This window comes from Pseudomonas sp. GM21 (assembly GCF_000282215.1).
Lineage (GTDB): Bacteria > Pseudomonadota > Gammaproteobacteria > Pseudomonadales > Pseudomonadaceae > Aquipseudomonas.
Genome location: NZ_AKJS01000019.1, coordinates 78,163 through 103,101, shown reverse-complemented (window position 1 = coordinate 103,101; position 24,939 = coordinate 78,163). Strand labels below are relative to the sequence as shown.

At 59.4% G+C, this 24,939-nt stretch carries 22 protein-coding genes and 1 pseudogene; 16 read left to right on the top strand and 7 right to left on the bottom strand.

The window, feature by feature from the left end; all coding sequences use genetic code 11:
• Positions 1-86: 86 nt before the first annotated feature.
• From PMI22_RS30295 to qhpG, 5 genes and pseudogenes are all read left to right on the top strand, one after another.
• Positions 87-374: pseudogene (locus PMI22_RS30295) on the top strand (penicillin-binding transpeptidase domain-containing protein); the annotation flags it as partial.
• A gap of 118 nt (positions 375-492) precedes the next feature.
• Positions 493-2,397, top strand: a complete 1,905-nt coding sequence (locus PMI22_RS24210) for a sigma-54-dependent Fis family transcriptional regulator (RefSeq protein ID WP_007943466.1) — start codon at positions 493-495, stop codon at positions 2,395-2,397.
• Positions 2,397-4,115, top strand: a complete 1,719-nt coding sequence (locus PMI22_RS24215) for an ABC transporter ATP-binding protein (protein WP_007943465.1) — start codon at positions 2,397-2,399, stop codon at positions 4,113-4,115. The genes PMI22_RS24210 and PMI22_RS24215 overlap by 1 nt, the downstream gene beginning before the upstream one ends.
• Complete coding sequence (gene qhpE / locus PMI22_RS24220; RefSeq protein WP_007943464.1) at positions 4,105-4,782, top strand: subtilisin-like serine protease QhpE; 678 nt, start codon at positions 4,105-4,107, stop codon at positions 4,780-4,782. Before PMI22_RS24215 ends, qhpE begins: the two co-directional genes overlap by 11 nt.
• Complete coding sequence (gene qhpG / locus PMI22_RS24225; RefSeq protein ID WP_007943463.1) at positions 4,779-6,068, top strand: flavin-dependent monooxygenase QhpG; 1,290 nt, start codon at positions 4,779-4,781, stop codon at positions 6,066-6,068. The genes qhpE and qhpG overlap by 4 nt, the downstream gene beginning before the upstream one ends.
• A 118-nt stretch (positions 6,069-6,186) precedes the next feature.
• Here the strand turns inward: qhpG and PMI22_RS24230 are convergent, their stop codons facing one another.
• Positions 6,187-7,677, bottom strand: a complete 1,491-nt coding sequence (locus tag PMI22_RS24230) for an aldehyde dehydrogenase family protein (RefSeq protein WP_007943462.1) — start codon at positions 7,675-7,677, stop codon at positions 6,187-6,189.
• A gap of 275 nt (positions 7,678-7,952) precedes the next feature.
• On the opposite strand from PMI22_RS24230, the gene PMI22_RS24235 reads away from it, so the two are divergent.
• Positions 7,953-8,207 carry a DUF1652 domain-containing protein gene (locus PMI22_RS24235; protein ID WP_007943461.1) on the top strand — a complete coding sequence of 85 codons (255 nt, stop codon included), beginning with the start codon at positions 7,953-7,955 and terminating at the stop codon, positions 8,205-8,207.
• A 49-nt stretch (positions 8,208-8,256) separates the two neighbouring features.
• Here PMI22_RS24235 and PMI22_RS24240 read toward each other — a convergent pair whose 3' ends face one another.
• Positions 8,257-8,613: a hypothetical protein gene (locus PMI22_RS24240; RefSeq protein WP_033048839.1), complete on the bottom strand. Its 357-nt coding sequence runs from the start codon at positions 8,611-8,613 to the stop codon at positions 8,257-8,259.
• Positions 8,614-8,955: 342 nt separating this feature from the next.
• Between PMI22_RS24240 and peaA the strand changes: the two genes are divergently transcribed.
• The 4 genes from peaA to peaD all read left to right on the top strand — a co-directional run bounded on the left by peaA (position 8,956) and on the right by peaD (position 13,516).
• Positions 8,956-10,536, top strand: coding sequence for a quinohemoprotein amine dehydrogenase subunit alpha (peaA, locus tag PMI22_RS24245; protein ID WP_007943459.1), 1,581 nt, complete (start codon positions 8,956-8,958; stop codon positions 10,534-10,536).
• Positions 10,537-10,617: 81 nt separating this feature from the next.
• Positions 10,618-12,048, top strand: a complete 1,431-nt coding sequence (gene peaB / locus PMI22_RS24250; protein ID WP_007943457.1) for a quinohemoprotein amine dehydrogenase maturation protein — start codon at positions 10,618-10,620, stop codon at positions 12,046-12,048.
• A 1-nt stretch (position 12,049) separates the two neighbouring features.
• Positions 12,050-12,373, top strand: coding sequence for a quinohemoprotein amine dehydrogenase subunit gamma (gene qhpC, locus PMI22_RS24255; RefSeq protein ID WP_007943455.1), 324 nt, complete (start codon positions 12,050-12,052; stop codon positions 12,371-12,373).
• A gap of 24 nt (positions 12,374-12,397) precedes the next feature.
• Complete coding sequence (gene peaD, locus PMI22_RS24260; RefSeq protein WP_007943454.1) at positions 12,398-13,516, top strand: quinohemoprotein amine dehydrogenase subunit beta; 1,119 nt, start codon at positions 12,398-12,400, stop codon at positions 13,514-13,516.
• A gap of 119 nt (positions 13,517-13,635) precedes the next feature.
• Here the strand turns inward: peaD and PMI22_RS24265 are convergent, their stop codons facing one another.
• Positions 13,636-14,037: a lysozyme inhibitor LprI family protein gene (locus tag PMI22_RS24265; RefSeq protein ID WP_007943452.1), complete on the bottom strand. Its 402-nt coding sequence runs from the start codon at positions 14,035-14,037 to the stop codon at positions 13,636-13,638.
• A 233-nt stretch (positions 14,038-14,270) separates the two neighbouring features.
• Here PMI22_RS24265 and PMI22_RS24270 point away from each other — a divergent pair, with 233 nt between their 5' ends.
• A complete protein-coding gene (locus PMI22_RS24270; RefSeq protein ID WP_007943451.1) occupies positions 14,271-14,759 on the top strand; it encodes an SRPBCC family protein in 489 nt (162 codons plus the stop codon).
• Positions 14,760-15,048: 289 nt separating this feature from the next.
• Here the strand turns inward: PMI22_RS24270 and inhA are convergent, their stop codons facing one another.
• The gene (gene inhA / locus PMI22_RS24275) at positions 15,049-15,726 is read right to left on the bottom strand and encodes an isonitrile hydratase (RefSeq protein WP_007943450.1); all 678 of its coding nucleotides are present in this window, start codon (positions 15,724-15,726) and stop codon (positions 15,049-15,051) included.
• Between the two features lie 90 nt (positions 15,727-15,816).
• On the opposite strand from inhA, the gene PMI22_RS24280 reads away from it, so the two are divergent.
• Positions 15,817-16,800, top strand: coding sequence for a GlxA family transcriptional regulator (locus PMI22_RS24280; RefSeq protein ID WP_007943449.1), 984 nt, complete (start codon positions 15,817-15,819; stop codon positions 16,798-16,800).
• 432 nt (positions 16,801-17,232) lie between these two features.
• On the top strand, positions 17,233-17,694 hold the full coding sequence (locus tag PMI22_RS24285; RefSeq protein ID WP_007943448.1) for a cupin domain-containing protein: 462 nt from the start codon (positions 17,233-17,235) through the stop codon (positions 17,692-17,694).
• A 145-nt stretch (positions 17,695-17,839) separates the two neighbouring features.
• Here PMI22_RS24285 and PMI22_RS24290 read toward each other — a convergent pair whose 3' ends face one another.
• Positions 17,840-18,811 carry a helix-turn-helix domain-containing protein gene (locus PMI22_RS24290; protein WP_007943447.1) on the bottom strand — a complete coding sequence of 324 codons (972 nt, stop codon included), beginning with the start codon at positions 18,809-18,811 and terminating at the stop codon, positions 17,840-17,842.
• 111 nt (positions 18,812-18,922) lie between these two features.
• On the opposite strand from PMI22_RS24290, the gene PMI22_RS24295 reads away from it, so the two are divergent.
• The gene (locus tag PMI22_RS24295; protein WP_007943446.1) at positions 18,923-19,963 is read left to right on the top strand and encodes an alpha/beta fold hydrolase; all 1,041 of its coding nucleotides are present in this window, start codon (positions 18,923-18,925) and stop codon (positions 19,961-19,963) included.
• Between the two features lie 10 nt (positions 19,964-19,973).
• Here the strand turns inward: PMI22_RS24295 and PMI22_RS24300 are convergent, their stop codons facing one another.
• Together PMI22_RS24300 and PMI22_RS24305 are read right to left on the bottom strand one after the other, a co-directional pair.
• Positions 19,974-20,363, bottom strand: a complete 390-nt coding sequence (locus PMI22_RS24300; RefSeq protein ID WP_007943445.1) for a hypothetical protein — start codon at positions 20,361-20,363, stop codon at positions 19,974-19,976.
• A gap of 432 nt (positions 20,364-20,795) precedes the next feature.
• Positions 20,796-22,634 carry a glycoside hydrolase family 15 protein gene (locus PMI22_RS24305; RefSeq protein ID WP_007943444.1) on the bottom strand — a complete coding sequence of 613 codons (1,839 nt, stop codon included), beginning with the start codon at positions 22,632-22,634 and terminating at the stop codon, positions 20,796-20,798.
• Positions 22,635-22,881: 247 nt separating this feature from the next.
• Between PMI22_RS24305 and PMI22_RS24310 the strand changes: the two genes are divergently transcribed.
• Together PMI22_RS24310 and PMI22_RS24315 are read left to right on the top strand one after the other, a co-directional pair.
• Positions 22,882-24,054 (top strand): MFS transporter, encoded by a 1,173-nt coding sequence (locus PMI22_RS24310; RefSeq protein WP_007943443.1) that lies wholly within the window; start codon positions 22,882-22,884, stop codon positions 24,052-24,054.
• A gap of 86 nt (positions 24,055-24,140) precedes the next feature.
• Entirely contained in the window at positions 24,141-24,875 is a 735-nt protein-coding gene (locus tag PMI22_RS24315) for a thioesterase II family protein (RefSeq protein WP_007943442.1), read from the top strand.
• Positions 24,876-24,939: the final 64 nt, after the last annotated feature.

Below are 24,939 nucleotides of genomic sequence, written 5' to 3'. Positions count from 1 at the left end.
AGGTAGGGGTTTTGTTTTGCCCTCAGGAAAGTGCTGTATACACCGCATACAGCAAACTAATCCGACTCAAAAAAGAGCAGGTGACTGCCGGCAAGAGTGGCACCGCGCAAGTCGTTGCGATCAAGCAGGGCGAACGCTACAACCGCGCGAAACCCCTGGAGCGTAACCGCGATAACGCCTTGTTCGTCGGATTCGCTCCGGTTGAGCACCCGAAAATTGTCATCTCGGTGATGATCTAAAACGGCGAGGCCGGTGGTCGCGGTGCCGGTCCAGTGGTCCGACAGATCATGGACGCCTGGCTGCTTTATCAGGACGGTCACCTGAAACCGCAATACGCCGCCCCGAGCAAAGTCCCAGGTGACCCTCACGTATAAATAGCTACTCTGAAAACACAGTGCCATAAGGCACTTGCCATCCCCCTGACGTTAACGTAAAGATTGCGGCAGGGCGCTGAACTTAAAAAAGCGCAGGGCGACCGATTCGGAGCGCTTGATGACGCCAATAAAAACAACACCACCCAAACTGCACCGCGAAGCCCGGCTGGCTCGGGAAAAGCTCCATCTCGAGGGCGAAGTCCCCGATGGCGTATTGCGCGCGGAAATCGATGCGTCGTGGCGGCGCAGCCTCAGTCATGGCGTGCATTTCAATGGCAAACACGAACTGGCACTGGAATCGAGCGCCAGCCTCAACGTGCTGCTGGCCAGCAACCGGCTGCTGATCGACGCAGCATTGCCGGCGATTGATTACCTGGCCGAACGCCAAGGCAAGGAAGGGCTGATTATTCTCGCCAACTCCGACGCCACCATACTCGCCGTCGAAGGGCGCGCCGATCGCCTCAAGGGCAGTGGCCTGCAAGACATCACCTTGGGCGCCTGCTGGAGCGAAGCTGCTCGCGGCACCAACGCACTGGGCACCGCGCTGGTCGAAGCCCGGCCTACGATGATCGATTGCGGTGAACATTATCTGGATCGCCTGACTGATTTTTCCTGCACCTCGGTACCGATCCATTGTCCGCAGGGCGGCATGCTCGGCGTGCTCGACCTGACCCGCGAAGGCCCGCTCGGTCGCGTTCACGACAGCACCGCGTTGCTGGCGATGGCCGTCAGCCAGATTGAAAGCCGTGTCTTCAATGCCAGTTATCCCGACGAAATCGTGCTGGCCTTTCACAGCCGTCGCCAATACCTCGAATCCCCGTGGCAAGGTTTGCTGGCGGTCAGCCTCGGCGGTCAGATCCTCGCGGTCAGCGCCCAGGCCTGTCAGTTGCTCCATGCCGAGCGCTCGGCGCTGGTCGGTCGACGGTGCGAAGAATTTCTGGGAGTCGACGGCTTGCAATTATTATCTCGTCTGCATCAGGGCGGTGTCGGTAGCCTGCAAACCGCCAAAGGCGAATTCTTCTACAAAACCCTGCGCGCGCCGCAACGGTCAATCAACGTCAGCACCCCGCCACGCACTGCCGCCAAAACAATCAAGCCACAACCAGATCTTGAATCCCTTGCCGGCAGTAATGTGCGCTACGCCCGAGCCTTGCGCATGGCCCGACAAGGTCTGGCCAATGAATTGCCGGTGTTGCTGCTCGGTGAAACCGGCACCGGTAAAGAAGTCATCGCTCGCGCCCTGCACATGGCTGGAACCCGTTGCGACAAACCCTTCATCGCGGTGAACTGCGCGGCGATTCCCGAAGGTCTGATCGAGTCGGAACTGTTTGGCTACCGAGAAGGCGCCTTCACCGGCTCCCGCCGTGGCGGCATGATCGGTCGTCTGCAACAGGCTCACGGCGGCACCTTGTTTCTCGATGAGATCGGCGACATGCCGCTGGCCTTGCAAGCGCGTTTGCTGCGGGTGCTGCAAGACCGCAAAGTCGCACCGCTGGGCGCAGGCGAAGAACAGGATATTGACGTCGCGTTGATTTGCGCCACGCACCGCGACCTCAAGCGTCTGGTGGAAGAAAAGCACTTCCGTGAAGACCTGTTCTACCGGGTCAACGGCATCAGCGTGATGCTCCCGGCGCTGCGTGAGCGTGAAGATTTCAGTGCGCTGGTCGGGCGATTGCTGGCCAGGCTCAACGCACCCGTCGTCGTACTGCATGACGATTTGAGCCGCTTGCTCGGCGGTTATCACTGGCCCGGCAACATCCGTCAGCTGGAGATGGTGTTACGCACTGCGCTGGCCATGCGCGAACCGGGGGAGACGGTCCTCACCCTCGACCACTTGCCCGACAGCATGCTCGACGAATTGACCGCGACCGAACGGCCTCAAGCCGGCAGCATCCGTGAAAATGAACTGGAGCTGATTCGTCAGTCCCTGGACACTCATCAGGGTAGCGTTTCGGCCGCCGCCGACGCGTTGGGCATCAGTCGCGCGACCTTGTATCGCAAGCTCAAACAGTTGCGTTCGTGATGCAGCGCCTGATCGTTCGGCTGATCGACAGCCAGAACCCCGAAGCCCTGCAAGCGGCATTGCGCTGGCTCTACAGCTTCGTGCGACCGCACCGTCTGGCCATCGCCGGGCTGCTTGGATTGTCGGTGTGCGCCTCGTTGCTGGTGTTGGTGCAGCCGTGGCTGACCAAGCTCCTGATCGACGATGGTCTGCTGGCGCGCAACTTTCCTATGCTGGTGATGATTGCCGGGTTGATGATCGTTGCCGGGCTGCTCGGCACGGCGCTGTCGGGCATCAATCGCTACCTGCACACGCGGTTGTCCGGTCGGATTCTGTTTGCCTTGCGTGATGATCTCTATCGGCATTTGCAGACACTCTCACCGAGTTTTTACGGTCAGCGACGGATCGGTGACCTGATGTCGCGCCTGGATGGCGACGTCGCGGAAATTCAGCGCTTTGCCGTGGACTCGTTGTTCTCGGCAGTATCGAGTGTGATCGGTCTGGTCTGCGCGGTGGCGATGTTGTTGACTCTGTCATGGAAACTTTCGTTGCTCGCGTTGGTGCTGATTCCCCTTGATGTGCTCTGGCTGCGCTGGATGCGGCGCAAGGTCGAGCGGGATGTGCGGCAACTGCGCGAGCGCTCGGCGGACATGTCCTCGTTCATGGTCGAGACCTTGCCGGTGATGAAGTTCATCCAGTCTGCCGGCCAACAACAACGCGAAGCGCGGCGGCTGGAGACGCTGGGGCACGGTTACATGAGTCAGTTGCTGCGCCTGCAAGTCACCGAATTTTTTACCCAGGCCGTACCGGGCACACTGACGTCATTGTCCCGGGCCTGTGCGTTTTTGATTGGCGGTTACTGGGTAGTGCAGGGGACCTGGCAGTTGGGTGCATTGATCGCGTTTTCTACCTATTTGGGCATGGCGGTCGGACCGGTTCAGAGCCTGCTCGGGCTCTACGTCGCCATTCAACGGATGACAGTCAGCCTCGGGCGCGTGATGGAGTTGCGCGGCGAAGAGCCGACCGTTTTGACGCCGCTCCAGCCGCAACCGATACCTGCCTGCGGTGACCTGCGATTCGACGATGTGCACTTCAGCCATCCCGGCCGTCCGACGACCTTGCGCGGTATCGAAGCGCGCATTCCCTACGGCTTGAAAGTGGCCCTCAGCGGCGGCTCCGGGGTTGGCAAATCAACTCTCATCGATCTGCTGCAGCGTCACCATGACCCACAATCGGGCCGGGTGTTGCTGGGGGAGGTCGATTTGCGTGATCTGGATCTGTTCCAGTTGCGTCGGCGGATTGCCGTGGTCAGCCAGGACATCGTGCTGTTTCGCGGCAGTCTCGCCGATAACCTCGCTTACGCGGTGCCGCATGCCAGTCGCGAGGCGATTGCTGAAGTCGCACGGCTGGCGCAACTTGACAGCCTGATCGAGTCGTTGCCCGAAGGTCTCGACAGTCCGTTGGGCGAACGCGGTCAGCAACTGTCCGGCGGGCAGAAACAGCGCATCGCCATTGCTCGGGCACTGCTGCAGGACCCGCTGATTCTGGTACTCGACGAAGCCACCTCGGCGGTGGATGAAGCCACCGAACGCGAAGTCATCGAGGCCATCGACCGACTATTTGCGGGGCGTACACGAATCCTGATCAGCCACCGTCCCTCAACCCTGGCCGATGCCGATCTGCGGTTTGAATTGCTCGACGGCGTCCTCACCTCAAAAACGGTGCTGCATGAAGCCTGAATTGCGAATCGGCGTCGTCGACAGCGGCCATTCGGCGGCACAACGGGTTCAGGTCGTTGCTGGGCGACGCTTCTCGTTGCTGGAGGACGGGTTGGCCGAAAGCGACTTGCGCGATGATCCGCTGGGCCACGGCAGCGCGGTGATCGAAGCCATCGGGCGGCGGGCACCTTCAGCGGTGTTTTGCGTGGGGCAGGTGTTTGACCAGCGCGGCGTCACCAGCGCCTTGCAGATCGCCAGCGCCATCGACTGGCTGGTGGCGCAGGATGTTCGGTTGATCAATTTAAGCCTCGGTCTGCGCCAGGATCGCAGCCTGTTGCGCGAAGCCTGCGCGGCAGCAGTGGCACGAGGCGTTCTACTTTGTGCATCGAGCCCGGCGCAGGGTGAAGGCGTGTTTCCGGCGAATTATCCGCAGGTGTTGCGTGTCACTGGCGACGCGCGATGCGCCGAACAGGAATGGTCGTGGCTCAACAGTGCCCAAGCGGATTTCGCGGCATGTGTGCATGGGACTTATCCGGGGCAGTCCGGCGCCAGTCTGGGGTGTGCCGCATTGAGTGGGCACATCGCCGCTTTTCTGGTCGCACACCCGGAGGCGAGCAACGAACAGGTGGTCGAGTGGCTGCGCGAGCACGCGCGTTATCGCGGTCCTGAACGGCGCATCGGGCCATGATTACGATTCTCGGCGCCGGGCCGGCGGGAGCGGCGGTGGCCTTAGGGTTGCGCCGGTGCGGTTATTCCGTGACGCTGATCAGCGAGTGGCGCCGGTTTGCCGCGTTGGAAGGTGTTTCGGTGCGTGTGCTGGAGGCCTTGCGCGGCGCGGGCCTGCATCAGGCGCTGGCGGAGGCGGCGTTGCCTTCGCAGCGACAGGTGTCGTGGAACGGTCAGCAGCATGCACAGAACATTGAGTTCCTGTTGGACCGTCCGGGCTTCGACCGAGGCTTGCGCGAAGACCTGCGCCTGGCTGGCGTCGAGGTGATAGAGGGGCGGGTGCTGACGGTTCAGACTGACGCGGCGGGGCATCGTATCGAGATCGAAGGGCGCGAAACGCTGGTTGCGGATTTTCTGGTGGAGGCCCGAGGGCGTCAGGCACCGGCGCTCGGCAAAGGCCTGAGAGGGCCGGAGACGGTCAGTCTGCTCAATCGCTGGCAAGGCACGCCCGGCAGCACCGCCAGTGCGGTAGAAAGCCTTGAAGATGGCTGGGGCTGGATGGCGCGACAGGCTGACGGCCAGTGTTATTGGCAGTGGACGGTGGACGTGGCCAGCGCCGAACTGCCGGGCAAGGCGCAGTTGCTCGACTATTGTCGCAAGCGGCGCCAAGGCTCGGCATTGGCTCAGGCGTTTTTCGGCACCACACCTGAAATCGACCTGCAGCTGCATGCCCGCAGCAGCACTGCGATTCTGTGCCCGCAGGTGTGCGGGCAACACTGGATTCGGGTCGGGGATGCGGCGATGGCGGTGGATCCGCTGTCGGGCAACGGGATATTTCAATCTCTTTCATCGGCGCTCCAGGCGCCGGTCGTGATCAACACGCTGTTGCGAAAACCCGAGCGTACGGCTCTGGCCAAGCGCTTTCATCAGCAGCGGGTGGAACAGCTGTTTTTACGGTTTGCGCGGATCGGGCGGGATTTTTATGCCGATGAACAGCGTTGGGCGGATCATCCATTCTGGCAGGCAAGGCGGTGCTGGCCGGATGCGGAGGCTGCTCATGCTGGGGCGGATTTCAACGCGCTGAGGATCGAGCGGGCACCGGTGCTGCGAGATGGTTTTGTGGATGAGGCCGAGGTGGTGATCACTGCGGATCAGCCGTTGGGGATCTGGCATGTGCACGGGATCGAGGTGGCGCCGTTGGTGCGGCGGTTGCGCACTGAGCCGGCTGAACAGGTACTGGCGGGGTTGACGGTGGAGCAGGGGCGGGTGGTTCGGGGGTGGTTGTTGGCCCAAGGCTTCAAACCCTAATCGATCGTTCCCACGCTCTGCGTGGGAATGCATCCCGTGGCGCTCTGCGTCACCTCCAAAAGCGGAACGCGTCGCGTCCCTGGTGGCATTCCCGCGCAGCGTGGGAACGATCAGTGAGTCAAAGCTTGATCAATACCGACTTCAACTCGGTGTAATGCTCAATCGCCGCATACCCCATTTCACGCCCGACCCCCGACATCTTGTACCCGCCAAACGGCAGTGCCGGGTCCAGGGCGCTGTGGCAGTTGACCCACACCGAGCCCGATTTGATCCGCGGAATCATCCGGTGTACTGCCGCCAGGTCATTCGACCAAATGCTCGCCCCGAGCCCGTAAGGACTGTCATTGGCCATGCGCAACGCATCGGCTTCATCGTCAAAAGGAATCGCCACCAGTACCGGGCCGAAAATCTCTTCCTGTACCAGCGAATGCTTCTGATCGACGTCGACAATCACTGTCGGTTTGACGAAAAATCCCGGGCCGAATTGCTCACCACCGCAGGCGATGGTCGCGCCACTTTCCCGGCCCTTTTCGATGTACCCAAACACGCGCTCCTGCTGCCGCGCCGAAATCAACGGCCCCATCTCGACACTCGGGTCCAGGCCGTTGCCGAGCTTCATGCTGTTAGCGATGCCAGCAATGTCCGCGACCACGTTGTCGAAATGTTTGCGCTGCACATACAGCCGCGAGCCTGCACAGCACACCTGCCCCTGGTTGAAAAAAATCGCGCTGGCGGCACCGGCGGCGGCTCTCGACAGGTCGGCGTCGGCCATGACAATGGTCGGTGATTTTCCGCCAAGTTCCAGGGTCACGCGAGTCATGGAATCCATGGCGATTTTGCCGATCTGTTTGCCCACGGCGGTGGAACCGGTGAAGGTCAGCTTGTCCACCAGCGGGTTGTGCGTCAGGGCAGAGCCTGCGGTGATGCCGGTGCCGGTGACCACGTTGAACACGCCTTCGGGGTAGCCAGCCTCCAGGACAAGTTCGGCGAGTTTCAGCGCGGTCAACGGGGTTTCATCGGCCGGTTTGAGCACCACGGTACAGCCGGTGGCGAGGGCCGGACCGAGTTTCCAGCAGGCCAGCAGCAGCGGGAAGTTCCAGGCAACGATGGCGCCGACCACGCCGACCGCTTCGCGACGGATGAAGCTGTGGAATTGATCGTTGGGCATCAATGGCAACGATACTTCGACGCTGGAACCTTCGATTTTGGTTGCCCAACCGGCCATGTAGCGCAGGAAATCGATGGCCAGTTGCACGTCCATGACCTGGGCGACAGCGGCGCTTTTACCGTTGTTCAGGCATTCCAGTTGCGCCAGCAGTTCGGCGTCCCGTTGCATCAGATCGGCGAGTTTCCACAGCAGGTTCTGCCGCTCGCGCGGGCGGGTGTGGGCCCAGGCCGAATCATCGAATGCCTGACGCGCGGCCAGCACCGCGCGGTCGACATCATCGGGCGTGGCCCTTGGCACCACACACAACACTTCGCCGGTGGCCGGGTTGTGCAAGGGCATGGTCTGGCCATCAGCGGCCTCGACCCAGCTACCGCCGATCAGCATGCGCGGGGCGCGCTGGATAAAGGCGGACGTAGCGGGAAGCACATTAGGGAGCGACATGGCGAAGCCTCTTATTGTTCGTGAGAACAGGGCTTTCGCAATGGCTGTGCCAAGTCGCCGAAAGGTCAGGCGAGCCTTTGATTAGCGAGGGTTCACAGGGCGCAAAAGGAAGGCGACAGTGGCAATTTTTTCGCAAATTGCGACAGCCGCTGAGACGACGAGCAACCCGGTTGCGACCTTGAGCGCCCCCGTGATGGGGTTTAGAATTTTCACGCTCGGTGGGTGAGATGACGGAACATTTCCCCGGCCACACATCTTGCGCAAGGGAGGTTGTGATGAACCTTTCAACCCTGGAGATCCAAAGCATCATCGAGCAGAGTTTTCTGCCCTCGATATGCACCTGCAGCATGGCCCCGGATCAGTCACTGACGATTCGGGTCTGCGATTGCATGACCGGCAAAGTGGACCTGGTGGCGAGCCATGTTCGTGTCTGGGAACTGGACTCTGCTTATGCAATTGCCACGCTAGTGGCGCAGATGCAGCAAGAGATCAACGCACACAAAGGCGTCCTTCCAACGTTTTCAAGTTGAACTGTCGTCAGCCGCACCACCGTGTGTGGTGCGGCCCTTGTTGATGTAGTTATGAGGGGATTCTTCGGGAAATCTCCTCGAACGTGCTGCTATTGACGGCCGCCAATAGCCTCCTGTCATCTTTGAGCGTGGCCAGAAACGTCACTTCCGTCTCTTTGCCGGCCAACATGAACCCGGCAATCGCGCCGATGGGGCCCAGTAGCATGGCGCCCGCCACGCCGAACCCGATGGCATCCTTGAAGTTGCTGATCGACTCCTCGTTGGCGACTTCCACACGCTTGAACGATGAGAGCGGGAGGGTTAGGCCGGGCCATGGGTGAAGCGACGTCCTGAGGGTAAAAACGCCGTCCCTGTACTCTCCATCACCCTGCAGAAAATCCCCCGCCAGAACAGTGATGTTTGCCATTTTTATCCCCTTGCTGGCAATCGGTGAATAACCATTTCGCGCCAGCATCCCCGTGCCGTCAATCATCGGGCGATGAGCAGTTCCAATCGGTCATCTATGCTTGTCTCAGATTGCAACACCTGTCGCGATATTAGACGCAGGCGATCTCGTCAAAAGCGATCAGAGCACCGTTATTTTCACGCAACTGATTGATAAAGAAGGATATCGGCAAGCTGGCACGCTCCGTGTATTGCTCATCGCAGACGTTTCTCTTGCCTCCGTCAGCGGTGCGCCGCCGACGGCAGAAACCATAAAAACGATAAGCCACAACAATAAGAACGCACCGTGCGAGGTTCGACGTTGATGAAGAGAAAACTCCGATCAGGCCTGAGCGCCAGCCTGCTGGCCATTGCCGCTTGTGTGGCGCTGCATTCGCCCGACAGCCTGGCAGCCCGTGACGCCCAGACCATCCTCAAGGAAACCTGTCAGGGGTGTCACACCCCTGAAGCCAATAACGCCCTCAGTCGCATCAGCCACCAGCGCAAGACGCCGGAAGGCTGGCTGATGACCATCGCCCGGATGCAAACCATGCACGGTTTGCAGATCAGCGATGACGACCGTCGCACACTGGTCAAGTACCTGGCCGACAGCCAGGGTCTGGCGCCGAGCGAGACCGATGGCGTGCGGTATGCGCTGGAACGCCGGCTCAATACTGTCGAGAAGTTCGACGACCAGACCAGCCAGATGTGTAGTCGCTGCCACTCCGGTGCGCGGGTCGCCCTGCAACGGCGTCCGGCTCAGGAATGGGAGCACCTGGTGAATTTCCACCTCGGCCAATGGCCGTCCCTCGAATACCAGGCCTTGTCCCGGGACCGCGACTGGTTCGACCTCGCTCGCAAAGAGATGGTGCCGCTGCTGGCCAAGCGTTATCCGCTGGACAACCCGGCCTGGAAAAAATGGCAAAGCGTCGCGCCGAAAGCCGAGGCGCTGGTCGGTGACTGGAGTTTCAGCGGCCACTTGCCGGGCAAGGGCGAACTGGCCGGCATGATGACCGTCAGCGCTGACGGCAGCGACACCTTCAAGGTCGCCGTCAAAGGCCAGTACGCCGATGGCACCCCGTTCAACGGCGACGGCAGCGCGATTTTGTACACCGGCTACGAATGGCGCGGCAACGTGACCATCGACGGCGTGACCATGCGCCAGGTGTTCGCCGTTCAAGGCAATGCGATGCAGGGCCGGATGTTCGAGGCCGAGCATGATGAGCGCGGGCTGGACTTCGTTGCCGCCAAGCAGGGTTCCAACCGTCTGCTGGCGGTGCAGCCGGGTTATTTGAAGGCCGGTAGCGAAACCGAAGTCACTCTCATCGGCAGCGGCCTCACCGGCAAACCGGATTTCGGCAAAGGTGTGGAAGTGGTCGAAATCGTCTCGCAAAGCCCTGAGCAGATGAAGGTCAAACTCAAGGCGGCTGCCAATGCTCAACCGGGTCTGCGCAACGTTTCCGTCGGCTCGCTGAAAGGTCCGACCCTGTCGGTCTACAGCACCATCGCCGAAGTCAAAGTCGTGCCAGAGTTCTCGGTCTCGCGGATCGGCGAAGGCGGTGGTTCCACGCCGAAGGTCCAGGGCCGTTTCGACGCCGAAGCCTGGGGCAAGGGCGCTGATGGCAAGCCGTATCGCATTGGCGTATTCCCGGCGCAGTGGAAGGTGGAAGCCTTCGATGACCGTGCCAAGGAAGACGAAGACGTCAAGTTCGCCGGCACTATGCAGGCTGACACCGGCGTGTTCACTCCGGGCGATGCCGGTCCGAACCCGCAACGCAAGATGTCCACCAACAATGCCGGCAACCTCAAGGTGATCGCCGCTGTCGACGATGCAGGGAAATCCCTGACCGGCGAAGGCCACATGATCGTCACCGTGCAACGCTGGAACAATCCACCCATTCCATAAGTTGGCTGATCCATACGGCTTCAGACACTTTTTCGGAATGACCGCAGGCCCCGTCAGACGGGGTTTGCACAGGAGGTTGCAATGGGCGCTATTTTGAATCTGGTTGAACGGAACCTGCACGAAGTGCATGTCGACGCCGACCGCATGCTGTTTCACATCCCCAGCAGTTCGCTGTTCGCCAGCGATGAGCTGACCGGCACCATTATCGATACGTTGCGCGGTCCCGGCTGTTCGTCCGATGACCTGATCCAGCGTCTGGCGGCGCGGTTCAACGGTGAAGAAATCACCGAGACCCTGCGTGAATTGATTTCGCTGGAACTGGTCAGCGACGGTTCGCCGCTGACCCCGGACATCGGCACCAAACGGGTCGAACGCACGGCGATCAATACCGTGGTGCTCAACGTCAACACTGGCTGCAATCTGAGCTGCACCTACTGCTACAAGGAAGACCTCGACAAGCCGTCGGCGGGCAAGAAAATGGACGTTGAAACCGCTGTCGCCTCGGTCGAGATGCTGCTGCGCGAATCCCCGGACGAAGAGCGCTTCACTGTGGTGTTCTTCGGCGGCGAGCCGCTGAGTAATCGCAAGCTGATCGAGTACATGGTCGACTATTGTGAAAAGCGGTTTGCCGAGGCCGGCAAGTTCGTCGAATTCGTGATGACCACCAACGCCACCCTGCTCACTGAAGACACCGTGGACTACCTCAATGCCCACCGTTTCGGGCTCTCGGTCAGTATCGACGGGCCAAAAACCGTGCACGACCGCAACCGCATCACGGTGGGCGGGCAGGGCACGTACGACGTGGTGCGGCGCAAGGCCGAGATGCTGCTGTCACGCTACAACAGCCGCCCGGTTGGCGCGCGGGTGACCTTGACCACCGGCGTTACCGACGTCGAAACCATCTGGGATCACCTGTTCAACGAACTGGGGTTTGCCGAAGTCGGGTTTGCCCCGGTGACCTCCGGCGACATCAGCAGCTTCAACCTGAGCAGCGACGAACTGGTCGAAGTCTTCGCCAATATGAAGAAGCTCGGGCGGCGTTATCTGGACGCGGCGCTGGAACACCGCAACATCGGTTTTTCCAACCTGCACCAGTTGATCACCGACATTCACGAAGGCCACAAAAAAGCCCTGCCGTGCGGCGCGGGCCTGAAGATGCTGGCGGTGGACCACAAGGGCGAATTGAACCTGTGCCATCGCTTCACCGGTTCGTCGCTGCCGACCTTCGGCAATGTCCACAGCGGCGTCAAACAGGTCGAGTTGAACGACTTCCTGTCCCAGCGCCTCGACCGCACCAACACCGGTTGCGAAGACTGCCAGATCCGCAACCTGTGCTCCGGCGGCTGCTACCACGAAAGCTACGCCCGTTACGGCGATCCGACCCACCCGACCTATCACTACTGCGAACTGATGCGTGACTGGGTCGACTTCGGCATCGAGGTCTACACCCGGATCATGGCCAATAACCCTGCGTTTATCAGCAGCTACATCACTCCGCGCAAGGCTCACTGATATGAAACATCTCAAGGCAATCAACAATAAAGCGAAGAAAATGGACGAGGCCGCGGCCGAGAACCGTATCGAAGAAGTGGTGGCGATGAGCTCCGTTGCGGGCTGCGCCTCAACCACCGACCCGGGTTGGGAAATCGATGCGTTTGGCGGGGTGTCGTCGCTGTGCCAGCCGATGGAAGCTGACCTGTATGGCTGCTCCGACCCGTGCTGGTGGCCGGCCCAGGTGCCCGACATGATGAGCACCTACCCGGACTGGAACAAGGATGCCCAGGCGTCCAACGAAAACTGGCGCAACCTCGGGACTGTCTTTCCAAAAGACAAATGATCGGTCAGACATAAGGATTCCAGCATGCCTAGCATCAAAGCCTGCGGCCTGGCCGCATTCGCCGTCCTGAGCACTTGTTCGTTCAATGTTCTGGCCGATGAAAATACTGCACTGCAAGACGGTCACGAGTACATGGTGACCACCAATTACCCGAACAATCTGCACGTGATCGACCTGGCTACCGACACACTGCTCAAGACCTGCAAGATGCCCGATGCCTTCGGCCCCGGCACCGTGCAACTCTCGCCGGACCGCAAGATTGCCTATGTGTTGAACAACCACTACGCCGATGTCTACGGCGTTGAACTCGATAACTGCAAGCAGGTGTTCCACGCCAGCATCACGCAGAAGCAAGGGGAGAAGGCGAAGTCGATGTTCGCTTTCACCCTCAGTCACGACGGCAAGGAACTGTTCACTGTCGCCAATCCGACGCTGATGCTCAATGACCGCTACGAAGTGCAACAACCGCGGCTCGATGTCTATGCGACCGACGCCGGCATGGACGCCAAGCCTGTGCGCAGCTTCCCGGCGCCGCGGCAGCTGACCATCATGCAGAGTGGTGACGACGGTACGCTGTACGTGGCCGGGGCAGACGTCTACAAGGTCAATGTGAAAACCGGCAAGTTCGACGTGCTGATCCCCAGCCGTCACTGGAAACGCCCGAACTACAGCGCGCCGGACGTGCTCTACGTGTGGAACCAGCAGACGTATCGCCATGATTTCTCGCTGCTCTACACCGCCGCGAAATTCAAGGACAAGAAGCAGGATCCCGCCACCGCCGAGTACCTCTATGGACTATTCAGCATTGACCTGAAAACCGGCAAGACCGAAACCACCGACTTCGGACCCCTGACGGAAATCTACTTCAGCGGCATGCGCTCGCCAAAGGACCCGAACCTGATGTTCGGCGTGCTGAACCGGCTGGCCAAGTACGACATCAAGGAAAAGAAAATGCTCCAGGCGGCGACGCTGGATCATTCCTACTACTGCATTTCCTTCAACAAGGACGGCAGCAAGATCTACCTGGCCGGGACGTTTAACGACGTGGCGGTTTTTGATGCCGACAGCTTGAAGCAGACAGGCAGCATCAAATTGCCAGGAGGGGATATGGCGATTACCACGGCGCAGGTGTTTGTCCGGTAAACAGCAGCGCCTGAACTGACGCCATCGCGAGCAGGCTCGCTCCCACACTCGATCTGTGTTGCACCGAAGATCCAATGTGGGAGCCTGCTCGCGATGAGGCCCTCAATAACACCTCACAATCAAACCCCAGGCACCGGACACCCCACATCCCCCTCCTGGCACTTCAAATAGTTCTTGAACGTCTGCACCCGCGCTTTGGTCAAGTCCGTGGTGCAGTTGCTGTAGACCAACGGAAACAGGCTGCCCCCTTCCACTCCCGACGCCGAAAACGTGCACTCGGCATCCCGAAACGCAATCCACGCCCGCTGTGTCTCCACCAACAATTTCTTGCGGTCGGGCTGACCTTTCAGACGCGTACTGATCTGCTGATACAACGCATTCAGCTCCGTGTCGGCCGCCGCATGCTGCTGCGCTGCACATTGGTTCATCGTGGCCTGGTCGTTGGCGTTGTCGCAGTCCACCGCGACAGCCATCGAGGTAAACATCACAGGCGCCAGCACCAGGAAAAAGCGTGAGTACATGGAGGAAACTCGCTGTGATAAGAGTGAATTGGGGGGAGTTTAGCGAATCGACCACCGAGGATGGCCTGTCAGAGAGGCGCTACCCGCCAACTGTCTCGACCCCAAACCCGAACTTATGCGCGCAAATGCGGCCGAATATTGCGGGCATGGTTGATCGCAGCAAGCGATTGGTACAATTTTAGGGTTGGTCTTGTGGTTGTTACTGACCTACTGTTCAGTACAGGAGGTGTCTTATGAACCCAGCATCAGATCGCATCGAAAGGAAAATCCTGCTCAAGGTCAAGCGTTCGCATGTCTGGCGCGTGCTGGCCAATGCCGAAGCGTTCGGGCAATGGTTTGGCGTTGCACTGGAAGGCAAGCGTTTCGTCGCCGGTGAGTGGACCCAGGGGCAGATAACCTATCCCGGGTATGAGCACTTGCTGTGGAATGTGCTGGTGGAGCGGGTCGAGCCGGAGCGACTGTTTTCGTTTCGCTGGCACCCTTACGCCATCCACCCGGAAGTCGACTACTCCCAGGAGCCGACCACGCTGGTGAAATTTGAACTCGAAGACATGGACGATGGCACGCTGCTCCGGGTGTCCGAATCCGGTTTCGATCACATTCCCCAGTCCCGTCGCGAGAAGGCGTTCCGTATGGACAGCCGTGGTTGGGAAGAGCAGATGAACAATATCGAACAGTTTCTGACCGAAAGTGCCAAAGCCCACGAGCGCGAGGGCGGTTAAGGCTGCAGGCCGCTAAATTCGTGGCCTGCAGGCTGGACCCCTGAGGCGTCTAAGGGTTTTCGGAAGGGTAGGTATAGCGAATGTCTTACACGCGATGGTAGCTATGTCGTCTGTTGCAGATTGGATCCGACAGATAATCTAGCTCCATCAACTGAAGCACAGGAAGCGCTTCAGGATCACGGATGATCGACCATCAGCAGGGATTGGCTACCGACAGGGAGTCGACAATGGTCTTGGGAAAACCCGCTTCGGCGGGTTTTTTTTCGTCTGTCGAAAAGTCTGGCGCTGCTTAGAGCCTGGCCGCTGCCCGTTCGGTGATCTGCGCCCGTAGCTCAAGTGACGCGGCTGCACGGCGATGCGCCTCGGCCAGAACACTCTGCGGGGCTGTGTCAGGACTGCCCGACTGGAAGGGTGGTGCGGGAGCATATTCCAGCTGCAACTGCACCAGTTGCGCCGTGTCGTTATCGAACAATTCTGCCGCCAGGGTCAGGGCAAAATCGATCCCGGCGGTAATCCCGCCACCGGTCAGCAGATTGCCATCGCGTACCACCCTGTCCTTCACCGGGATCGCCCCCAGTGGCTTGAGCAACTCGTGATAGGCCCAGTGGGTCGTTGCCCGTTTGCCCTTGAGCAAGCCCGCGGCGCCGAGCACCAGCGCACCGGTGCACACCGAGGTGACATACCGCGCGTTGGCGGCTTGAGCCTTGATAAAGGCCAGCGTTACTTCATCTTCCATCAACGGCCCGACGCCACCGCCGCCCGGAATGCAGATCACATCCAGCGCCGGGCAGTCGTCGAACGTCATGGTCGGTTTCAGCACCAAGCCGGTGCTCGCAGTGACGGGCATCAGGTCCTTCCAGATCAAATGCACCTTTACGTCCGGCAATGAGGCCAATACGTCGTAAGGGCCTGTCAGGTCGAGTTGCTGAACCTGAGGAAACAACAGAAAACCGATCTGCAAGGTCATGGCTTATTTCTCCTGAAGTGGGTGGACGTCTTCACTCTAGGCTCGTAGCATTTGGCGTATCCGCCAATCACCCCACGAATTACGCCAATCATGCCCAAAACCATTCACGTGCTCGCGTTTGCCAATGTGCAACTGCTCGACGTCACCGGGCCCTTGCAGGTGTTCGCCTCGGCCAACGACATTGCTCGCCAGAAAGGGCTGCCGGCGCCCTATGCACCCTCGGTGATTGCCAGCGGTGGCGGGGCGGTGATGTCGTCGGCGGGCCTAGCGCTGTTGGCCGAGCCGTTGCCAGAGAGCGGCAGTGACACGGTGATCATTGCCGGTGGCTGGGGCGTTTATGCGGCCTCAGAAGATCAGGCGCTGGTGGCATGGGTGCGTGAACACGCGGCGGCTTGTCGGCGGGTTTCATCAGTGTGCACCGGGGCATTTTTACTGGCAGCCAGTGGTTGGCTCGATGGCCGTCGTGTGGTCACGCACTGGACGCGTTGCGAGCAACTGGCGCAGCAACATCCACGTCTTCACGTCGAACCCAATCCGATCTTCATCAACGACGGCCCGGTCTGGACCTCGGCGGGGGTCACGGCTGGCATTGACCTCGCCTTGGCCATGGTCGAAGAAGACCTTGGCCGCAACATGGCCCTGGAAGTCGCCCAGCAACTGGTGGTGTTCCTCAAGCGTCCGGGCGGCCAGTCTCAGTTCAGTGTGACCTTGTCCTTGCAGAAAGCAGGCGACCGTTTCGACGAACTCAATGCCTGGATCAGTGAAAATCTGACCAAGGACCTCGGCATCCCCACCCTGGCCTTGCAGGCGGGCATGAGCGAACGCAGCTTCGTCCGCCACTATCGCGCCGATACCGGGCAAACCCCGGCGCGAGCGATTGAATTGATTCGGGTCGAAACGGCGCGACGGTTACTCAGCGATACCGGCGTGCCGATTAAAAGGGTGGCGGTGCAATGCGGGTTTGGCAGTGAAGAGACGCTGCGGCGCAGTTTTTTGCGGGCAATGGGGGTGACACCGCAGGCTTATCGCGAACGGTTTTCTGTCCGTGGTGCAGTAGATCCAGTAACGTTTTGAGCAGCATCTCGGGGGATTTCTCGGGATTGTTATGACCGATGCCTGCCGGCACGCGCCGCTCGTAAGGGCCAATGAAATGCGCGATGTCATTATCAAGACGTATTGCACTACACCTGGGGTGTTTTTAGAAAGCTACGGTCTTTCAGCGTGTGTAAATATATGTTTGTGAAAAAACTATTTACAACATAAATGAATGTTGTTTTCGCAAGTTGATCGTCCGTCGAAACATCCGTACACCTATTCAGCTTGCCTGCTCCCGTTTGTCCAATAAGATTGTCAGGCATTGAAAGAGGAAGGCAGAGATTGGCTCACTACTGGTGTGAGATGGAAAACCGTGAAGCTTAATCGTATGACTTGTCAAAAAAGTTACTGATATTGCTCACCACTAAACTGCCCCGCAGCTGCTTTATTGTCCAACTAAGGAAACATTTTATGTCCAGCCATCCGCCTGTAAAAACAGTCTTTACAACTGTTTTCATGGCTACGTTATCCTTGCTTGCTGGCGCCTTGCATGCCTCGACGGCTGTGGCGGCCGAGCCTCAAGTCGAGGTAATGCAGCTACTGAAAACAACGCAGTCGTGGGACGGCGTTCAATATCGCAAGTATCCAGAAGGCCAGCCGGAAGTATCGGTCCTGCGCTATAAAATCCCGGCACATAGCTCGCTACCGTGGCACACCCATCCGGTAGTCAATGTCGCCTATGTTCTCTCCGGTCACCTGACGGTCATCCGCAAGGACAACGGAAAGACATTGGTCATCGGTCCTGGAGACGTATTGCCTGAGTTAGTCGGCGCCTTTCATCGCGGAGAGAGTGGGGATGAACCGGTTGAGCTGATTGTGTTCTATGCGGGAACCCCGACCGTTCCACTAACGGTGAAGTCCGAGCCTGACTAATCGAAATTTGTACAGGCTGTAACATAACCTCTTTTTTGATGCATCAGAAGAACTGGATTCAGCTCCATCGGTTTAACGGTAGTCTGGCGCTAACTCAGGCCGAGAAAAAACTAACGTCGGGTCCGGAATTAGTTGACCACTGCATTCAGACCCGATTGCCCTCACTCATGCGGAATACCTTTCGATACATCGAAGGAGTGGTATGCAGTTTTGCAGCAAATTGTTGACGCATTGAAAGGCTATCGGTAAAGCCCACGGTGTGCGCGATATCGTTGATAGGTTTGTTACTGGACTCGAGCAGGCATTGCGCGAGCAACAACCGTTCTTCCGTCAGCCATCGTTTTACCGACGTCCCGGTAAGTTGTTGGAAACGACGCGAAAACGTTCGTTCGCCAAGTCGAGCATGGTCAGCGAGCGAGCGAATGGTGTGCGGTGTATTGAGATTGGCGCGCACCCAAGCCAGGGTGATGGACATGCGATCACCTGCTCCATCGTGTTGCAACGGACGCTCGATAAATTGCGCTTGCCCGCCCGGGCGATGCGGTTGTACGACCAGGCGCCGCGCAAGACGGTTGGCAACATCTGCTCCATGATGCTTGCGGAACAGGTGCAAGCAACAATCCATTCCGGCGGCATTACCTGCCGACGTCAAAACATCGCCTTCGTCTATATATAACTTATCAACTTCAAGCCGCACGTTGGAGAACCGCTCCGTGAACAGCCTTGTCCACAACCAATGAGTTGTCGCTCGACGACCATCCAGCAAACCTGTCTCAGCAACCACGAAAACACCGAGGCACAGGCCGACCACCTGTGCGCCGCGCGCGTGTGCGGCTCGCAGCGCTTCTATCAAAGATATTGGCGCGGGCTCGTGCGGGTTGCGCCACGACGGCACGATCACGATGTCCGCCGATGACAGCACGCCAAGGTCGTGCACCGTTTCAATGGTAAAGCCGCCACTGGTGCGTAGTTTGCCGCCCTCGGCTGAACAGACCATGAACTCGTAGGGTGGCACACCCAGGTCCGCGCGATGATTGCCGAACACCAGACAAGGTAAGGACAGGTGATACGGACTGATTCCATCGAAAGCGACAACGGCGATTTTCTGTGCGTGCATGTCAACCTCTAAGCGTTTGGCAAGAACCTATCCAAACTTGGCAAGTTTGTGGCTCTTTCGAGCTGCTTCAGAAGCAGACAATGGAAGCGTTCCCTCAATAAGAGCGTTTTCATGAGCAGAAATTACAGCCTGGGTAGACGCAGCGTGTTGTCTGGATTGGCCATGGCAGGCGTGGTCGCCGCGTCGGCTCCAGCCATTGCACTGGCAATCAATCGGTCAACCGGCGTCAATGGAGAGGGACAACTCCCGCCTGAGGACCTGTTCGGCGAGAGCGATCAGAGTGTTCGCTATCGAACAGTCCAGGTGGATGGTGTGGAAATTTTCTATCGTGAAGCAGGCCCCAAGGATGCACCGATCCTGCTCTTGCTGCATGGCTACCCATCATCTTCACGCATGTTCGATCCGTTGCTGCCACTGTTGGCCAAGTCTTACAGATGTATCGCGCCGGACTATCCAGGGTTCGGTCATTCGCAGATGCCTGATCGCCACCTTTACCAGTACACGTTTGAGCATCTGGCCAAGACCATAGCCGCATTTACCGAGGCGTTGGCGCTCAATCGGTATAGCCTTTACATGCAAGACTATGGTGGTCCGATTGGATTCCACCTTGCGCTTGCTCACCCCCAACGAGTTCAGGCACTGATCGTACAGAACGCAGTGATCCATGAGGCGGGGCTGAGTGATTTATGGAAGCTGCGGCGTGCGTTCTGGCAGGACCGCGCTGCTTATGAGCAGAAGATCCTCGATGGTATGCCGGCGCCTTCATCCGGTGTGGCGCGGTATGTGGGGGCACGCAAAAACCGGGAGTCTTTCAATCCTGACCTGTGGTCCGACGAGATCGCTTTTCTGCAAAAGCCGGGGGTTGCGTCGGTACAGCTGGAGCTCGCGTATGACTACCAGAACAACGTCCGCGAGTACCCGCGATGGCAAGCGTATTTGAAGGATTCCAAGTTGCCTTTACTGGTGCTTTGGGGCGTCCACGATCTTATATTCTCAGAGGAGGGCGCCAAATCCATAAAGAACGACCGTCCCGATGCCGAGTTGCACATGCTCGATGCCGGGCACTTCGCGCTCAATGAACAGCCGATCAAAATGAGTGGCCTGATCAAAAGGTTTCTTGATCAGGCCCTTGCCGGAGTAAATCGACCATGAGTGGTTCCCCCTACACTTCCACTTCCGCCACCTGATTAAAGTACTTCGACCGATCCGGCGTAAAGGTCACCACCATGCCGGTTCGGGAACAGGCCAACGCCCGCTCTGCACCCAAATCAATATCCAGATCCTCCCCGCGCAAACCTTGCCACTGCGCCAGGTATTTGAGCGATCCGTACTTTTCGAGTTTTTTCAGGCTGCGACTGACACCCCCTTTCCAACCGAGCACCGGCAGTTCCCCGGCAAGGCTTCGTTTGGCGAGTTCGGGAAAGCGGGTGGCGCGTTGGCGGCCGATTTCCCAGCATTTGATCAATCCTTTGTCCGGGCCTTCCCATAATTCCTCGCGGTTCAGGCCTGACCGGAAGGGGGAGTCGATGCTGCGGTGGATGTGCTGGTTCATTCTGGTTCCTTGAATTCGGGTTTTATTGGACAGCTCCGCTGTACCCGTTGACGTTGGATGTTAGGGGGGGATGTAACGACTGGCAACAAGGTATTTCAGGGCGTAGGAATGTGCCGTGGTGGGGTGAAGGGGGAATGGTTGTTTGGCTTTTGTAGGTTTTAGGGCAGTAGCGCCCGCCAAGTCTCGCCAGAGCGGGGCTGTTATGTCTCGGTGGGTGTGTTTAAGTGCTTTGAGGGCAAGCCTCGGTCCTACAAGCGGCAGTGCAAAACGGGAAATTTCCGACAGGCTCTGTCGGCACATGGTGTTGTGGCTGATGGCCTCTTCGCGAGCAGGCTCGCTCCCACAATGGACCACCGTTTGCCGAGATATCGCAGACTCCTGTGGGAGCGGGCTTGCTCCGGGCGGCGTTCCGACGAAGGGGGCACCACGGTCTCACGGCTGCCAGAAGCTCTTCTCCCCACTCAATTTGCGATCCAGAAAACACGCCGCGCTGATCAGCGCCAGATGCGTCAGCGCTTGCGGCGTATTGCCCAGATGCCGCGCATGACTGTCCAGTTCTTCGGCATACAGGCCCAGCGGGTTGGCATACCTCAGCAACTGTTCAAACTCCAGATGAGCCTTTTCCGCCTGACCGGCCCGGGCCAGGCATTCGATGTACCAGAACGAGCACGCGGCGAAGGCGCCTTCGGTGCCGTCGAGGCCATCAATCCGGGTGTCGTCGTTGCGATAGCGGTAGACCATGCCGTCGCGCACCAGGGCTTTCTCGATGGCCTGGAGGGTGGCGAGCCAGCGCGGGTCTTTGGCGCTGACGAAGCGCACCAGCGGCATCAACAGCATCGAGCCGTCGAGGGCGGTGCCACCGATGTGCTGGACGAAATGGCCGCGTTCTTCGTTCCAGAAGTTGTCCCAGATGTCGGCGTAGATGGCCTGGCGCATCTGGTCCCAACGGGCGAACGGGGCGGGGAGTGAACGTTTGGACGCGAGACGAATGGCGCGGTCCAGGGCGACCCAGCACATCAGCCGTGAATGCAGGAAGTGGTGTTGCTCACTGCGCATTTCCCAGATACCAACATCTTTCTGCTGCCAGGTTTCGCACACTTGATCGACCACTTCCACGGTGTGTTTCCAGCCTTCATGGGAGATGGCGTCACCATATTTGTTGACCAGGTAGATCGCGTCCATCAGCTCGCCGAAGATGTCGAGCTGGACCTGATCGTAAGCACCGTTGCCGATGCGCACCGGTGTGGCGCCGCCATGGCCGGACAGATGCGGCAGTTCGGTTTCCGGCAATTCCTGGCGACCGTCAATGGCGTAGAGGATGTTGAGTTTCATCGATTTGCCATGGCAGTCACTGACTCGCCCACGCAGCCAGCGCATGTAATCGTTGGCTTCCTGCACGAATCCCAGGCGCATGAAAGCGTAGACGGTGAACGAGGCATCGCGGATCCACGTGTAGCGGTAATCCCAATTGCGTTCGCCGCCCGGTGTTTCCGGGAGACCGAACGTGGCGGCGGCGAGAATCGCGCCGTGTTTGCGTGAGGTCAGCAGCTTCAGGGCGAGGGCCGAGCGGTTGACCATTTCCCGCCAGCGACCGCGATAGTTGGACTGCCCGATCCAGTCGCGCCAGAACTTCAAGGTGCGCTGCAGGCAAATGGCAGCGGCACCCTCCTTGAAGCGCGGGTCGTCGAGACCACCGAGCAGGAATTGTGCGCTCTGATCCTGTTTGAGGGTGAATTCGGCGATTGCAGCGTTGCCATCAACCCGCAAAACCTGATCCGACGACAGGCGCATCGGCAGCTGATCGGCGGCCACGAACGTCACGTCTTCTTTATCCATCTGCGCGCGAGTCTTTGCGCGAGCGTAGTCATGACGCACGGCGCAACGCATATGAAACGTCGCTTCACCACTGACCACGCGAACCCTTCGCATCAATAGCGGCAAACAGTCCTCGCTGTCGCCGATGGGCAGCAGGTCAGTCACCTCGACCACCGCGCGTTCACTCAGCCAGCGGGTTTGCAGCACGTTGGTGTCCGGCAGGTAAATCTGCTCACGGCGGGCGTCGGGCAGGTCCGGGGAAAGTTGGAAGATGCCTGCCTCGGGCGTATCCAGCAGCGAGCAGAAAATCGACGGGCTGTCGAATTCCGGCCAGCAGAAAAAATCCACGCTGCCCTTGTCGTTGACCAGTGCCGCGCTGCGCATGTCGCCGATAATGCCGTGGGCATCGATGGCGCTTTGTCGTTCGGCAAGAAGCGGGTCGAGGGAGATCGGCATGAAGATTAGCGCCTTTTGTTGAGGGCCTAACTAGCTGACTGGTTTGAGTGGCCTGGAGTTCATTGGGTGACTGTTCTCGCTCCATCGCCAGCAGGCTCGCTCGCACAAGGGATCCAGGGTAAGACATAGATCCAATGTGGGAGCGAACCTGCTCGCGATGGGGCCTTCACATTCAACCAACAATTGGCGGCTTTCCCCTTGTCCAGCGTTTATGGCAACTTGCACACCCTTGTCGAGACCTCGAACCATGGCCAATCCTTACCGCGACCTGTTCAAAGCCCCCGGCAGCAGCGCCTTCGTGCTGGCCGGGATGATCGCGCGCATGCCGATTTCCATGACCGGCATCGGCCTGATCACCATGCTCTCGCAACTGCAAGGTGGCTACGGACTGGCCGGTGCGGTGGCCGCGACGTTTGCCCTGTCCACGGCGTTTTGTGCGCCGCAGGTCTCGCGGCTGGTGGACCGTTTTGGGCAGCGTCGGATCTTGCCTGTGTCAGCATTGATCGGTGGCGGGGCGTTGTTGATGGTGTTGCTCTGCACCCGTTTGCAGGCGCCGCAGTGGACGTTGTTTGTGTTCGCAGCGCTCGCCGGTTGCATGCCGAGCATGTCGGCGATGGTGCGGGCGCGCTGGACCGAGGTCTATCGCGGTGAGCCTGAATTGCAAACCGCGTATGCGCTGGAGTCCGTGCTGGACGAGGTCTGCTTTATTGTCGGGCCGCCATTGTCGGTGGGCTTGTGCGTGGTGGCGTTCCCCGAGGCCGGGCCGCTGGCGGCCTTGTTGATGCTGGCAATCGGCGTCACAGCGTTCGTCCTGCAACGCGACACCGAGCCAGCGATTCATCCGCATGAAGAACACCATCAAGGCTCGATTATTCGTTCGGGCGAGATTCAGTTGCTCATGGTGTTGATGGTCGCCATGGGCATCATCGTTGGCGTAGTCGATGTGGTCAGCGTGGCGTTCGCCCAGCAGCAGGGCCAACCGGCGGCGGCGAGTATTGTGTTGTCGGTGTACGCGATGGGTTCATGCATGGCCGGGCTGGCGTTTGGGGCGTTGCGCTCTAAAGTGCCGTTGCCGCGCTTGTTCTTGTACGGCGGAGTGGCGACGGCGGTGACGACGCTGCCATTGCTGCTGGCGAGCAATATTCCTGGATTATCGTTGGCGGTGTTCGTTGCCGGGCTGTTTTTTGCGCCGACCTTGATCGTCGCCATGGCCCTGGTGGAGCGCATCGTGCCACCGGCCAGGTTGACTGAAGGCCTGACCTGGCTGGTCACCGGATTGAGCATCGGGGTGGCGATTGGCGCGGCCGGTTCGGGGTGGCTGATCGATGCATTTGGAGCGCGCAGCGGGTTTTGGCTGGCAATAGCCGCAGGGGCCGTAGTGCTTGTTTCCGCGATTCAAAGCTTCCGCCACTTGAAATAAAGAACCCTACAGGGGGGATGTGTACGACTAATTCCTCGCGGCGCTCATCCGTTCTCTTATACAGACGACTTTTCGAGGTAAGCCCGGTGACCCAGCTGACATTGCTGTGCCTGCCCTATTCAGGCGCGAGCGCCATGGTTTACAGCCGCTGGCGGCGCAAGTTGCCGGAGTGGCTCACGCTGAAACCGGTCGAGTTGCCCGGCCGTGGCGCGCGGTTTGGCGAGCCGTTGCACACCGACATGCGGCGCCTGGCGCTGCAACTCGCGCAGGAACACATCGCCACGCTCAAGACGCCGTACGCGATATTCGGCCATAGCCTGGGCGCATTGCTTGCCTGTGAAATGGCCCATGCGTTGCGTTCGCTGGGCAGCCCGGAGCCGGTGGCGCTGTTCGCTTCTGGCACTGCCGCGCCGACGATGCGCGCAGATTATGATCGCGGTTTCGCCGAGCCGAAAACCGATGCCGAATTGATCGAGCAACTGCGCACCCTCAACGGCACCAGCGAAGAAGTGCTGGCCAACGCGGAGCTGATGAGCCTGACGTTGCCTGTCCTGCGTGCGGACTTTCTGTTGTGTGGGCGTTTCGAACCGCAGCAACGCCCCTTGCTCCAATGCCCGGTGCACGTGCTCGGTGGCAAGTCTGATCGCGCCACCCCTGAACAATTGATCGGCTGGAGCAAGGAAACCCACGGCAGTTTTTCCGTGGACATGCTCAGCGGTGGTCACTTCTTTATCCATGAGCACGAGGCCAAGGTGTTGCGGGTGATCAAGGATCAGCTCGACGTTCACCATCGCCGACATGCCATGGCCGCCAGCGCCTGACACATTCTCATATTCCCCGCGAACCCCTGTGGGAGTGAGCCTGCTCGCGATAGAGGTAGATCAG

Bases quoted from the DNA above. Each gene is read 5' to 3' on its own strand.
- PMI22_RS24210 (WP_007943466.1), top strand. From the start codon at position 493: ATGACGCCAATAAAAACAACACCACCCAAACTGCACCGCGAAGCCCGG.
- PMI22_RS24215 (WP_007943465.1), top strand. From the start codon at position 2,397: ATGCAGCGCCTGATCGTTCGGCTGATCGACAGCCAGAACCCCGAAGCC.
- qhpE (WP_007943464.1), top strand. From the start codon at position 4,105: ATGAAGCCTGAATTGCGAATCGGCGTCGTCGACAGCGGCCATTCGGCG.
- qhpG (WP_007943463.1), top strand. From the start codon at position 4,779: ATGATTACGATTCTCGGCGCCGGGCCGGCGGGAGCGGCGGTGGCCTTA.
- PMI22_RS24230 (WP_007943462.1), bottom strand. From the start codon at position 7,677: ATGTCGCTCCCTAATGTGCTTCCCGCTACGTCCGCCTTTATCCAGCGC.
- PMI22_RS24235 (WP_007943461.1), top strand. From the start codon at position 7,953: ATGAACCTTTCAACCCTGGAGATCCAAAGCATCATCGAGCAGAGTTTT.
- PMI22_RS24240 (WP_033048839.1), bottom strand. From the start codon at position 8,613: ATGGCAAACATCACTGTTCTGGCGGGGGATTTTCTGCAGGGTGATGGA.
- peaA (WP_007943459.1), top strand. From the start codon at position 8,956: ATGAAGAGAAAACTCCGATCAGGCCTGAGCGCCAGCCTGCTGGCCATT.
- peaB (WP_007943457.1), top strand. From the start codon at position 10,618: ATGGGCGCTATTTTGAATCTGGTTGAACGGAACCTGCACGAAGTGCAT.
- qhpC (WP_007943455.1), top strand. From the start codon at position 12,050: ATGAAACATCTCAAGGCAATCAACAATAAAGCGAAGAAAATGGACGAG.
- peaD (WP_007943454.1), top strand. From the start codon at position 12,398: ATGCCTAGCATCAAAGCCTGCGGCCTGGCCGCATTCGCCGTCCTGAGC.
- PMI22_RS24265 (WP_007943452.1), bottom strand. From the start codon at position 14,037: ATGTACTCACGCTTTTTCCTGGTGCTGGCGCCTGTGATGTTTACCTCG.
- PMI22_RS24270 (WP_007943451.1), top strand. From the start codon at position 14,271: ATGAACCCAGCATCAGATCGCATCGAAAGGAAAATCCTGCTCAAGGTC.
- inhA (WP_007943450.1), bottom strand. From the start codon at position 15,726: ATGACCTTGCAGATCGGTTTTCTGTTGTTTCCTCAGGTTCAGCAACTC.
- PMI22_RS24280 (WP_007943449.1), top strand. From the start codon at position 15,817: ATGCCCAAAACCATTCACGTGCTCGCGTTTGCCAATGTGCAACTGCTC.
- PMI22_RS24285 (WP_007943448.1), top strand. From the start codon at position 17,233: ATGTCCAGCCATCCGCCTGTAAAAACAGTCTTTACAACTGTTTTCATG.
- PMI22_RS24290 (WP_007943447.1), bottom strand. From the start codon at position 18,811: ATGCACGCACAGAAAATCGCCGTTGTCGCTTTCGATGGAATCAGTCCG.
- PMI22_RS24295 (WP_007943446.1), top strand. From the start codon at position 18,923: ATGAGCAGAAATTACAGCCTGGGTAGACGCAGCGTGTTGTCTGGATTG.
- PMI22_RS24300 (WP_007943445.1), bottom strand. From the start codon at position 20,363: ATGAACCAGCACATCCACCGCAGCATCGACTCCCCCTTCCGGTCAGGC.
- PMI22_RS24305 (WP_007943444.1), bottom strand. From the start codon at position 22,634: ATGCCGATCTCCCTCGACCCGCTTCTTGCCGAACGACAAAGCGCCATC.
- PMI22_RS24310 (WP_007943443.1), top strand. From the start codon at position 22,882: ATGGCCAATCCTTACCGCGACCTGTTCAAAGCCCCCGGCAGCAGCGCC.